The sequence below is a fragment of the Pseudomonas sp. SST3 genome (assembly GCF_003325755.1).
Map to the genome: position 1 here is coordinate 50186 of NZ_QORI02000018.1, position 12193 is coordinate 62378.

The 12193-nt window shown below is 61.4% G+C and carries 12 protein-coding genes; 4 read left to right on the plus strand and 8 right to left on the minus strand.

The window, feature by feature from the left end; translation table 11 throughout:
* The first annotated feature begins 77 nt into the window (after positions 1-77).
* The 4 genes from DQ405_RS17460 (at position 78) to DQ405_RS17470 (ending at position 2181) form a co-directional block, all read left to right on the plus strand.
* Entirely contained in the window at positions 78-1280 is a 1203-nt protein-coding gene (locus DQ405_RS17460; protein WP_174824690.1) for an MFS transporter, read from the plus strand.
* Positions 1280-1402 carry a hypothetical protein gene (locus DQ405_RS28115; protein ID WP_274597421.1) on the plus strand — a complete coding sequence of 41 codons (123 nt, stop codon included), beginning with the start codon at positions 1280-1282 and terminating at the stop codon, positions 1400-1402. Before DQ405_RS17460 ends, DQ405_RS28115 begins: the two co-directional genes overlap by 1 nt.
* A 149-nt stretch (positions 1403-1551) precedes the next feature.
* Positions 1552-1743, plus strand: a complete 192-nt coding sequence (locus tag DQ405_RS17465) for a hypothetical protein (RefSeq protein ID WP_168425356.1) — start codon at positions 1552-1554, stop codon at positions 1741-1743.
* Between the two features lie 3 nt (positions 1744-1746).
* Positions 1747-2181, plus strand: coding sequence for a GNAT family N-acetyltransferase (locus DQ405_RS17470; protein ID WP_168425357.1), 435 nt, complete (start codon positions 1747-1749; stop codon positions 2179-2181).
* Between the two features lies 1 nt (position 2182).
* Here the strand turns inward: DQ405_RS17470 and rlmF are convergent, their stop codons facing one another.
* The 8 genes from rlmF to DQ405_RS17510 all read right to left on the minus strand — a co-directional run bounded on the left by rlmF (position 2183) and on the right by DQ405_RS17510 (position 12101).
* Positions 2183-3187, minus strand: coding sequence for a 23S rRNA (adenine(1618)-N(6))-methyltransferase RlmF (gene rlmF / locus DQ405_RS17475; RefSeq protein ID WP_168425358.1), 1005 nt, complete (start codon positions 3185-3187; stop codon positions 2183-2185).
* A gap of 47 nt (positions 3188-3234) precedes the next feature.
* Complete coding sequence (locus tag DQ405_RS17480; protein WP_168425359.1) at positions 3235-4404, minus strand: YbfB/YjiJ family MFS transporter; 1170 nt, start codon at positions 4402-4404, stop codon at positions 3235-3237.
* A gap of 148 nt (positions 4405-4552) precedes the next feature.
* Positions 4553-4849 carry a winged helix-turn-helix domain-containing protein gene (locus DQ405_RS17485; protein WP_168425360.1) on the minus strand — a complete coding sequence of 99 codons (297 nt, stop codon included), beginning with the start codon at positions 4847-4849 and terminating at the stop codon, positions 4553-4555.
* A 76-nt stretch (positions 4850-4925) separates the two neighbouring features.
* Positions 4926-6308, minus strand: coding sequence for a sodium:proton antiporter NhaD (gene nhaD / locus DQ405_RS17490; RefSeq protein ID WP_168425361.1), 1383 nt, complete (start codon positions 6306-6308; stop codon positions 4926-4928).
* A 361-nt stretch (positions 6309-6669) separates the two neighbouring features.
* A complete protein-coding gene (locus DQ405_RS17495; RefSeq protein ID WP_168425362.1) occupies positions 6670-9504 on the minus strand; it encodes a valine--tRNA ligase in 2835 nt (944 codons plus the stop codon).
* Between the two features lie 167 nt (positions 9505-9671).
* Complete coding sequence (locus tag DQ405_RS17500) at positions 9672-10040, minus strand: DNA polymerase III subunit chi (protein WP_168425363.1); 369 nt, start codon at positions 10038-10040, stop codon at positions 9672-9674.
* Between the two features lie 125 nt (positions 10041-10165).
* Entirely contained in the window at positions 10166-10585 is a 420-nt protein-coding gene (locus tag DQ405_RS17505) for a DNA polymerase III subunit chi (RefSeq protein ID WP_168425364.1), read from the minus strand.
* A gap of 22 nt (positions 10586-10607) precedes the next feature.
* Complete coding sequence (locus DQ405_RS17510; protein ID WP_168425365.1) at positions 10608-12101, minus strand: leucyl aminopeptidase; 1494 nt, start codon at positions 12099-12101, stop codon at positions 10608-10610.
* Between the last annotated feature and the right edge of the window lie 92 nt (positions 12102-12193).

Here is a 12193-nt window from a genome sequence, read left to right on the forward strand (position 1 = left end):
TGGATGCGAGCGGGTAGGGGTATACGAGTAAGATGGATCCCCCTCGTTTTTTGTTAAGTGTGTCGGCGATGAATGCGATATGGCGCAACAGTGTCTGGATTCTGCTGGGTGGTTCCCTGATCTTGGCCGTTTCTTTGGGGACGCGACATGGGTTCGGCTTGTTCCTGCCACCCATGAGTGCGGAGTTCGGTTGGGGGCGCGAGGTCTTCGCGTTCGCCATCGCTCTGCAGAACCTGATCTGGGGCCTGGCGCAGCCGGTCACCGGCGCTCTGGCCGATCGTTTCGGGGTCGCCCGGGCGGTACTGATTGGCGGCGTGCTTTACGCGGTCGGTCTGTTATTTATGGCTGGCGCGGATTCGCCGCTGTCGCTCTCGCTGAGCGCCGGACTGCTGATCGGGCTGGGGCTTTCCGGCACCTCGTTTTCGGTAATTCTCGGCGCGGTCGGTCGCGCCGTACCGGCGGAGAAGCGCAGCATGGCGATGGGTATCGCCAGTGCAGCGGGATCCTTCGGCCAGTTTGCCATGCTGCCCGGCACACTCGGACTGATCGGCTGGCTGGGCTGGTCCTCGGCCTTGCTGGCCTTGGGGCTTCTGGTGGCGTTGATCATGCCGCTGGCGCTGATGCTGCGCAGCGGTCCACCCGCGCCGGTGACCGGACCGCAGCAGTCGCTGGCTGAGGCGCTGCGAGAGGCTGTTGCGCATCCGGGCTTTCGCCTGTTGGCGCTGGGTTTTTTCGTCTGTGGTTTCCAGGTGGTGTTCATCGGCGTTCACCTGCCGGCGTATCTGGTGGATCAGCAACTGCCGGCCATGGCGGGCACCACGGTCCTGGCGCTGGTAGGGCTGTTCAATATCGTCGGTACCTATACCGCCGGTTGGCTGGGTGGCTGCTATTCGAAACCCAAGCTGCTGACGGCGCTTTATCTGCTGCGGGCGGTGGTGATCAGCGCGTTTTTCTTCGCTCCGCTGACGCTCTGGACCGCCTATGCTTTCGGCATCGCCATGGGTCTGCTGTGGCTGTCCACGGTGCCGCTGACCAATGGCACCGTGGCGACGTTATTCGGTGTGCGCAACTTGTCGATGCTCGGTGGCATCGTCTTCCTGTTTCATCAGATCGGCTCGTTCTTTGGAGGTTGGTTGGGTGGTTGGGTATACGACCAGACCGGCAGCTACGATCTGGTCTGGCAAATTTCCATCGCGCTTAGCCTGATGGCCGCCGCACTGAACTGGCCGATTCGCGAGCAACCGGTCGAGCGGGTGCGCCTGGCTGCGGGAACCGCCTGATGCGTAACGCTGGACTCTGGGCAGGCGGCATCGTGCTGGCGTCGCTGGTGCTGGCTGCGGCCTGGTGGGGCTGGCATCAGGGTGGACTGGCTCTGCTGCAGCTGGGCGTCGGCATCTGCTGATCAACCGTTTGGTCGTTTTTATCGTCAGCGATGGAATCAATTCGCCAACCAGTGGCTCCAACAAACGAGACGATTGAAAGTTGTCGCGCAATCGTCATCGAAGATCTGTAAAAAGCTGCGGCATGCAGTTATCTGGAGCCACCGAACCCATGTCTACTCTCACCGAACTCGCCCAACAGATCGCCCAGCTCTACCCTCTACAGGACAAGCGTGTTGGCAAGCGCTACCGCGTGGTAGGCGAGCTTGCCGGAATGACCGAGCTGGAGGAGATCAATGGCGAGCCGCGCTACATCCAGACCATGGCGCTGAAGAACAAACAATTATGGGACGTGGCAATCTGAGCCATGGCTCACGTGCGCGACGCGCATTGCGGCGATGCTGCAGCGATAACCCATCTGCTTGCCGAACTGGGTTACCCAGGGACCGGTAAGTTCATCGACCATCGCCTACAACAACAGCTGAATCACGCTGATGCCTGTCTGCTGGTGGCGGAAGGGGACGATGGTCAATTGATGGGGTTCATCTCCCTCCATTTCGTTGTGCAGCTCGCCCTTGAAGGCGACTTCTGCCGCATCAGCTATTTCTGCGTCGACTCGAGGGCACGCGGCCTGGGTGTCGGGTCGCTGCTGGCGAAGGCTGCTGAACAGCGAGCCCGTGCCCGTGGCTGTGATCGCCTGGAGCTCCATTGCGATGTTCGTCGCGACGCGGCCCATCGCTTCTATACGAGACTGGGCTACGAAGATGCACCGAAGTACTTTCGCCGCTCGCTGACGACCTGAATCAGCCGGGCCGACGGTTCCAGCGCGTCGCGCGCCACTCGCTCCGCTGCTGTTCGGTCAAGAAGGTCCACGCGACGAATCGACTACGTTTCTGCCCTTGAGACATGTCCGAGACCCGTACCAGCCGGGCGCCGAGCTTCTTCAGCCGGGCCTGTAGCGGTTGCACATTGCCTGCTTTGGATACCAGCGTGCTGAACCAGCAGACTTGCTGCGCCACACTGTGGCTTTCGTCCGCCAGTCGAGCGGTGAATGCCGCCTCGCCCCCTTCGCACCAGAGCTCGGCCGCCTGGCCACCAAAGTTCAACGCCGGTAGCTTGCGCTTGGGGTCGAGCTTGCCGAGGTTGCGCCACTTGCGTTGGCTACCACTGCTGGCCTCGGCCTGCGAGGCGTGGAAGGGTGGGTTGCAAAGCGTGATGTCGAAGCGATCATCCGGCTGCAGCAGCTTCTCGAAAACGTGGCGTGGGTCAGTTTGCTGGCGCAGGGTGATGCTCTTGCCCAGCTTGTTCGCCGCGACGATGGTACGCGCCGAAGCCAGCGCAGTGGCGTCGATGTCCGAGCCGGTAAAGCGCCAGCCATATTCGCGCAAGCCGATCAGCGGATAGATGCAGTTGGCGCCGGTGCCGATGTCCAGCGCATGAATGCTTGCGCCACGAGGGATCTGGCCGGCATTTTCGTCGGCCAGCAGATCGGCGAGTCCATGCAGATAATCGGCCCGGCCAGGAATCGGCGGGCACAGGTAGCCCTGTGGAATATTCCAGTGCGCGATTCCGTAGAACTGCTTCAGCAGCGCCCGGTTGAACACCCGCACCGCATCCGGGTTGGCGAAGTCGATGCTTTGCTTGCCGTAGGGGTTGATGATCACGAATTCGGCCAGCTCCGGACTGGCGGCTATCAGGCCAGGGAAATCGTATCGTCCGGTGTGCCGATTACGGGGGTGCAAAGCGGTCTTGTCAGCGGCGGGCTTGGCGGCGCGCGATGGCGCCTTGGCTGATTTCGAGACGGTCATGTTCGGCTGCTGGTAGCGGTTGAAAAGTCCGTATTGTCCCACAGCTTTCAGGTGCGACGTGGAACCAGCAGCGTCCAGATCAAACCCCATAGCAGCGCACCGGCACCGAGCCAGAAGGCGCTGTGCAGGGAGCCGCCCATATTCAGCCAGATGCCAGTGAGCCAGGGGCCGGCCAACTGGGTAAGGCTGTAGAGCGCGATCAGCGCGGCGGACAGTCGCGGCCCCTGGTGCGGATGCAGGGCGCGGGCCAGTCGCTGGGTCAGCAACACAGTGCCGAGGAAGGTTCCGCCGACCAATACCCCACAAAGCAAGATGCCCGGCGCACCCGGCAGTAATAGGGCGGCCAGTACGCCGGCCAGTTGGGCGACATAACTTAGACGCAGGGCCAGGATGTCTCCGAGCAGCGCACCAAGACGGTTCCACAACCAGGGCGAGGGGAGCGTCGCGAGCGCGACCACCAACCAGCTGCTTTCGATGAGGAAATCACTCGGGTCGACCTGCAGGCTAGCCACCATGGGTAGGAAGGTCATCGGCAGGATGTAGCCCATACCGGCGCCAGCGTAGGAGAGAAATAGCGGTGTGCTGGCGCGATCCAGCAGACGCCCGCTTGGTACGTGTACTGGTTCCTCGGTGGGCTCAGCTTCCGGCATGTCCAGGCGGGCCAGCCGCCACCAGCCCCACCATGCCAGCGGAATGGACAGCAGCGCGGCCGGCCACCAGCGATCGGCACCTTCGAGCACGCCGTTGCTCAGGCTCACCAGGAGGCTGGAAAGGATCATCCCGACACCCACGCCTAGGTAGACCAGGCCGCTGGAGGACACGCGGCGATGGCGCGCAAGCCACTCGAGGATCAATGAAGGGGCCTGGACGAAAACCAGCCCATTGCTGATGCCGTTGAGCAGGCGCAGCGCGGAGAGCGCGTCGGCTGATTCGACCTGAGTCTGCGCCAGCGTGCTGAGCCCATGCAGGACCAGCGCCCACGGCAGGCTGCGGCGGATCTGAGCAACCCGGTGCCAGCGCAACGCAAGGAGCGCCCCGATGAGATAGCCCAGGTAGTTCCAGCTGGCGATGCTGGCGCCTTCCTGTACCGTCAGCAGTCCGTCTTGCACCAGCCACGGCAGTAGCGGTGTATAGACGAAGCGGCCAAGGCCGTGAACGACCAGCAGCAGCGTGGCACCGGCCAGCAGAGTCGGGAATAGGGCGGGGCGTTGGGGCATCGGGAGCGGACCATCCAGCGAAAAGATCCACAGCTTAGCGATACCCGCGATAAACGAACACGCGACCGATGGATAGTATGGCGCGTGTGTCAGTGCATGGGAGAGCGGAGCGTAACCCTATCGGCGGCGCCTCGCCGCCGGGCGCAAGTCATGGATAACCGAGAACAGATTTGAGTTGGGCGAGGTTGCGCTCGATCCATTGCTGGTCGATCGCACCCCAATCGTAAATACGGTACTGGCCGGCGTTATGTCGCTCACCGTCTTCCTGGGTGAACCGGCAGTCAATATCGAGATCGGCCAATGCGGCCAGGGTGTCCTGAGCGGTGCGTCTGGGCATACCGGTTGCAGCCATCAACGCTGGCACGCTGGTGGCCGCTCCGGTGTCGATCAGCCAGGCGACGTAGAGGCGTCGGTAGAAACTGCTCTTGGTCTTGCTGATGGTCATCGCGATTCCATGATTTGAAACCCGGGCCGTTGAAGCCCGCTTTATACGGCTTCGACGACTCGAGGATTGCCACGCATCAACGCAGGGCGAGCATGCCGATGTAGGTGACCGTGCCGGCCGTGTAACCGAGGAAAGCCAGTAGGCTGACACGCTTGACGTACCAGGTGAAACTGATCTTTTCCATGCCCATGGCTGCGACACCGGCCGCCGAACCGATGATCAGAGTGCTGCCTCCGGTGCCGGCGCAATAGGCGAGCATCTCCCAGAAATTACCGTCGACCACGAACTGCGACAGCCAGGCGACCTCACCCGGCGCGGCCGCCGCAAGTACGGCAGGACTGACCAGCGGATACATTTTCATCGACCCGGCTACCAGTGGCACGTTATCGACCACGGCCGAAAGCAGGCCGATGGTGTAGTTGATCGGATAGATGTGACCCATCGACTCGCGCAGCAACGTGGCCACCTGGGTCAGGTGACCGGCGGTGGCTAGCGCCGCGACAGCCAGCAAGATGCCGAGGAAAAACAACACACTCGGAGTATCGACCTTGCGCAGCACGCCCACGACCGAGAGGGGATGCTTGTGCTCTTCTTCCTTGTGGCGATGGAGGAATTCAGTGGCGACCCAGAGGACGCCAAGGCCGAACAGGATGCCCATGTAAGGTGGCAGGTGCGTAACCGTCTTAAACACCGGCACGAATACCAGTGCGCTCAGGCCCAGGGCCAGTACCAGGTTGCGTTCGAAGGCTGTGGTAGCCGACGGATGGCGCTCGGCCAGATGCGCGCGGGCCCGAGGGCGGGGCACCTCGCCGCGCAGGCGGAAGCTGAGGATCAGCAGCGGTACCAGCAGGCAAACCAGGCTCGGTACAAACAGCCCGACGATCACGCCTGGTGCGGTGATCTGATTGCCGATCCAGAGCATGGTGGTGGTTACGTCGCCAATGGGCGACCAGGCACCACCAGCGTTGGCGGCGATCACCACAACGCCGACGAAAAGCCAGCGCTCCGGACGGCCGCGGATCAGCTTGCGCAGTAGCGAGACCATGACGATGGTGGTGGTCAGGTTGTCCAGTGCGGCAGACAGGAAGAACGTCAGGAAGCCGATGATCCAAAGCAGGTGGACGCGCTTGCGAGTCTGAATGCGGTCGGTGATGACCTTGAAACCTTCGTGGGAATCGATCAGCTCGACGATGGTCATTGCACCGAGCAGAAAGAACAGGATTTCCGATATCTCTCCCAGGTGATGCCGCAGCGCCTCGACCACCACGGCGGACGAGTTGCCCGGATCATGGCTGCCCGGCTGCAACAGCGGGACGATGGCGTCCGCGCCTAATACCAGCACCGTCCAGCAAAGCACCGCGGTCAGAATCGCGGCGGCCGCCTTGTCTATCTTCAGAGGATGTTCGAAGGCTATGCATAGATAGCCAATGACAAACACAACAGCCATGAGTACATACATCGGAGGGGCTCCACTTTTAGAAACCGTACCGGCCCGTTTGGCGAAACTGGCTCGGGTTGCTGGCGGGCTTAAAAAGAAGGGGCGACTGGCTATGCGAGTGAATTAAGTTGAAACCGCGATACGGACGGCGGGAACTGCGTCGTGAACGGCTGCGCGTACGGCCACCCCACTCGGGGGTGCTTCGCTGCGGGCTTACTTCAATGTCGTAGAGCTTTCTGCGTCGATTCGAGCCTGCCAGTTGTAATCGGATATTTCGATGTGCGACATAGTGTACCAGCCGCACCGGCAGTAACTTGTCATCAATCAAGAGGATTTGCGTAAGCAAAAAGGCCAGCACATCAAGTGCTGGCCTTTGGCTTCATTACAGGCTGGCGATGCGCTCGCGCTGTTCCACCAGTCGCGCTTTGGCCTGCTCGGCCTCGGCCAGTTTGGCGCGTTCCTTGTCGATCACCTCGGCCGGTGCCTTGTCGACGAAGCCGGCATTGCCGAGCTTGCCACCGACGCGTTTCACCTCGCCTTCGAGCTTGCCGATCTCCTTGTCGAGGCGAGCGAGCTCGGCGTCCTTGTCGATCAGCCCGGCCATCGGCACCAGCACTTGCATATCACCGACCAGCGCCGTGGCGGACATTGGCGGTTCTTCGCTGGCGGCAAGTATGCGAATGCTCTCGAGCTTGGCCAGCTTCTTCAACAATGGCTCATTGTCAGCCAGACGACGCTGGTCCGTGTCGGAGGCATTGCTGAGGACCACGTCGATCCGCTTGGCCATGGAGATATTCATCTCGCCACGGATCTGGCGGATGCCGAGCATGAACGCCTTGACCCACTCGATATCGCCCTCGGCGGCCTCATCGAGGCGCTCCGGATTGAATTCCGGCCAGGGTTGCAGCATCAGGGTCGGTCCGGACTTGCCTGCCAGTGGCGAGACGCGCTGCCAGATCTCTTCGGTGATGAAGGGCATGAATGGATGCGCCAGACGCAGCGCGGTTTCCAGTACGCGCACCAGCGTGCGGCGAGTCCCGCGCTGGCGTTCGAGGCTGGCGCTCTCGTCCCAGAGTACCGGCTTCACCAGTTCCAGATACCAGGCGCAATATTCATCCCAGATGAACTCATAGAGTGCCTGGGCCGCTAAATCGAAGCGGAAGGCCTCGAGCTGGCGGGTGACTTCAGCCTCGGTACGCTGCAGGGCCGAAATGATCCAGCGGTCGACGGGCGACAGCTCAACCGGCGCGCCATCCACGCCGGTGTCTTTGCCTTCGGTGTTCTCGAAGACGAAGTTGGCGGCGTTCCAGATCTTGTTGCAGAAGTTGCGATAACCCTCGACACGACCCATGTCGAATTTGACATCGCGGCCGGTGGAGGCCAGCGAGCAAAACGTGAAGCGCAGGGCATCGGTGCCATAGCTGGCGATGCCTTCCGGAAATTCGGCACGGGTTTGCTTGGCGATCTTCTCGGCAAGTTTGGGCTGCATCATGCCGCTGGTGCGTTTCTGCAGCAGCTCGTCCAGATCGATCCCGTCGACGATGTCCAATGGGTCGAGCACGTTGCCCTTGGACTTGGACATCTTCTGGCCTTGGCCATCGCGGACCAGGCCGTGTACATAGACGGTCTTGAACGGGATCTGCCCGGTCAGATGAGTCGACAGCATGATCATCCGGGCGACCCAGAAGAAGATGATGTCGAAGCCGGTGACCAACACATCGGTCGGGTGGAACGTCTTCAGGAAGTCGGTCTGCTCTGGCCAGCCGAGCGTGGAGAACGTCCACAGCCCGGAGCTGAACCATGTATCCAGTACATCCTCATCCTGGCGCAACTGGACCTCGTTGCCGAGGTTGTAGCGCGTACGCGCTTCCATCTCGTCGCGACCGACGTAGACATTGCCGGCCTCGTCATACCAGGCCGGAATCCGATGGCCCCACCATAGTTGGCGGCTGATGCACCAGTCCTGGATGTCACGCATCCAGCTGAAGTACATATTCTCGTATTGCTTGGGTACGAACTGGATTTCGCCGCTTTCGACGGCCTTGATTGCCTTGTCTGCCAGAGGCTTGGTCGAGACGTACCACTGATCGGTCAGCCAGGGCTCGATGATCGTGCCGGAGCGGTCTCCACGAGGGACTTTCAGCGCGTGGTCGTCGATCTTTTCCAGCAGGCTCATGGCTTCGAATTCGGCAACGATGGCCTTGCGCGCATCGAAACGATCCATGTGCGCGTAACCGTCGGGCAGGCTGGCGTCCACCTTGTCATTCGGCGTGCCATCGATGTTGAATACCTGCGCGCGGCCGAGTATGGCCGCGTTGCGATCGAAGATGTTGATCAGTGGCAGGCGATGGCGCTTACCGACTTCGTAGTCGTTGAAGTCGTGAGCTGGGGTAATCTTCACACAGCCGGTACCGAACTCGAGATCGACATAGTCGTCAGCCACGATTGGAATCAGGCGGTTCACCAGCGGCAGCATGATGTGGCGGCCGATGAGGTTCTTGTAGCGCTCGTCCTCCGGATGTACCGCAACTGCAGCATCACCCAGCATGGTTTCCGGTCGGGTGGTGGCAACGACCAGGTAATCTTTGCCATCCGCCGTCATGCAGCCATCGGCCAGCGGATAGCGCAGGTGCCACAGGTGACCCTTCTCGTCATGGTTCTCGACTTCGAGATCGGAAATCGCCGTGTGCAGCTTGGTGTCCCAGTTGACCAGGCGCTTGCCGCGGTAGATCAGGCCATCTTCATGCAGTCGGACAAAGGCTTCCTTCACGGCGTTGGACAGGCCGGCATCCATGGTGAAGCGTTCGCGCGACCAGTCCACCGAAGAGCCCAGGCGGCGGATCTGACGAGTGATGTTGCCGCCGGATTCCTCCTTCCACTCCCAGACCTTTTCGAGAAACTTCTCGCGGCCCAGATCGTGACGGCTAACGCCCTGCGCGCCGAGCTGACGCTCGACGACCATCTGCGTGGCGATGCCCGCATGATCCGTACCCGGTTGCCACAGCGTGTTGCGGCCCTGCATACGGCGGAAGCGAATCAGCGCATCCATGATCGCGTTGTTGAAGCCATGACCCATGTGCAGGCTGCCGGTGACATTTGGCGGCGGGATCATGATGGTGTAGGACTCGCCTGAACCCTGGGGGGCGAAGTAATTGTTCGATTCCCAGGTCTGGTACCAGGAAGTTTCGATGGCATGCGGCTGGTAGGTCTTGTCCATGCGGCGGGACCCTTAGAACGGCTGATCGGAAAAGCGGGCAAGTATAAAGGCAAAGTGCACGAGCGACCGAATCGCAGTGCCGCTTTTAATCCGCCGCGGCGGATGAGCTGCACTGGCGCGCAGAGCGGAACGTAGTCAAGCGCGCCTTGGACGGTGCTAGCGAGCCCTTATGGCCGATGGGATTTGAGCAACTGTTCCGCCCTGGACTCCAGGCGGCTACGCAGTTCGGCCTCTATCTGCGGCACGAAGTCATCGATGACATCCTGCAAGATCAGTTGCGCAGCAGTGCGCAGCTCATGATCGAGGTGGCGCTCGGCAAGCGTACGAAAAGCCGTACGCACGGCTGGCTCGCGCGGTTCGATCTCGGCTTGCGTCGCTGCCGTTGCAGGCCGCGCGACGACGTCAGAGAGTAGCGGGATACTGTCAGGGTCCACCATCTCGCTTAGCACAGGTGGGTCCTGGTCGCCGAGCAACGCACGGATGGATTCCAGGTCGTCGAGAAGGTGGGAGGCTTTTGAGGGTGGCGTCTGCGTCATGTACGGTGGTTTCCGAAGATTTAAGCGTCCAGGCGAGTATTGGCGCTCCTGAAACGGGCATTGGCCCGATCGCAATCGTTGTTGACCGGCTGTACTGGAGTGAGTTCGCCGTCAGCCATCGCTCGCTACAGTTCGACTCTCTTTGGATCATAGCCGCGCTGCCGATAGAGCCGAAAATTGTCCCGGCAAACGGTCAATAGCTCCGGCTGCTGGTTGACGATCTCGATCACGCGGCTGAACTGATCGGTATGCGGCGACAAAGTGGGCGACAGGTTGATCAGCAGACCCTGTGCGGTGGCGGGCGGCTGCTCCGTGCCGATCACCACAGGCGCCTGTGGATCGTCCTCGTGGAGCTCGTGAGGAATGAAGCGTTCGGCGCGAAAACTCCACAGCAGCTGATCCAGTTCGGTGCATTGCTGACTGTCCTGGCAACGGATGAATACGGGCATGCCGTGCTGCCAGCCCTTGCTAGCCAGCTGGCAGGCTGCTCGGGCGCGGCCCGCCGGTTCGCTGTCAGGCAGTACGTAAAATTCGATGCGCGTCATGCCCGGTATCCGCTCGCTTGGCTCATGCCTGCTCGGCTCGATCCAGCAGATATTGGGTCAGTAGCGGCACCGGACGACCTGTCGCGCCTTTTTCCTTGCCGCCACTGGTCCATGCGGTGCCGGCGACGTCCAGGTGCGCCCAGGGGTAGGCCTTGGTAAAGCGAGAGAGGAAACAGGCCGCGGTGATGGTGCCGGCCTTGGGGCCGCCAATGTTGGCGATGTCGGCGAAGGGGCTGTCCAGCTGCTCTTGGTATTCATCGAACAGCGGCAGTTGCCAGGCGCGGTCGTCGGCTTTCTGCCCGGCGCCCAGTACCTGCTGCAGCAGCTCATCGTTATTTCCTAGCAAGCCTGAGGTGTTGCTGCCCAGCGCAACGATGCATGCGCCGGTCAAGGTAGCAACATCAATCACGGCGCGTGGCTTGAAGCGTTCGGCGTAGGTCAGCGTATCGCAAAGCACCAGGCGGCCTTCGGCATCGGTGTTGAGAATCTCGACGGTCTGGCCGCTCATGGTGGTGACAATGTCGCCCGGGCGTGTGGCGTTGCCGCTGGGCATGTTTTCCGCGCAGGCGAGCAGACCGACGAGATTGATCGGCAACTGCAGCTCCAGTGCCGCGCGGAAGGTGCCGAGCACGCTGGCTGCGCCACACATGTCGTACTTCATTTCGTCCATGCCCTGGCCAGGCTTGAGGCTGATGCCGCCGGTATCGAACGTGATGCCCTTGCCGACCAGCGCATAGGGCTGCTCGCCCTTCTTGCCGCCGTTGTACTGCATGACGACGATGCAGCCCGGCTGATCGCTGCCTTGGGAGACGGCCAGGAAGGAGCCGGCGCCAAGTTCACGCAGCTTCTTTTCGTCGAGGACTTCGACTTTAAGGCCTTTATACGTTTTGCCGAGCTGTTTGGCCTGGTCGGCCATATAGCTCGGATGGCAGATATTTGGCGGCAGGTTGCCCAGGTCACGGGCGAAGCTCATGCCTGCGGCAATCGCGGCTGCATGGCGTGTAGCGCGCTCTACCTGAGGTTGTCCTGCCTTGTCCGCGAGGAGGGTAATCTTGCCTAAGGAAGGGGCTTCGCTCTTCTTGCTCTTGAACTGATCGAATACATACTGACCGTCCGCCAACACCTCGATCAGCATGCGGGTGCGAGCGTAGGTGTCGCGGTCCTTGACCTGGACATCCTGCATGGCAAAGGTCGCATCGCTGCCGCCGAGCCCCTTGAGGACAGCGAGCGCGGCGCCGGCGGTTTTGCGCCATTGGCGCGCGTCGAGTTCGTCTTCCTTGCCAGTGCCGACCAATAGCACACGTTCGGCTTTGAGCTCCGGCAGGTTGTGCAGCAGCAGGGTCTGGCCCGGCTTGCCTTGCAGGTCGCCACGTTTGAGGACGGCGCTGATCGCGCCACCGCTGGCCTGGTCCACGCTCTGCGCAATGGCGCCAAGCTGTTGGTTTTCACCGACTGGTAGAACCAGTGTGGCCGTTTTTGCCGCAGCTGCTTTGGCGTTTTTTACAACAAATTCCATGGCGTCGAGTCCCCAAGACAAAGAGTCGGGTTTGCAGGATAATGCCGGGCTTGTTTTCCGGTGGTTCGTACACCGGGGCGTTGGGAAAACTG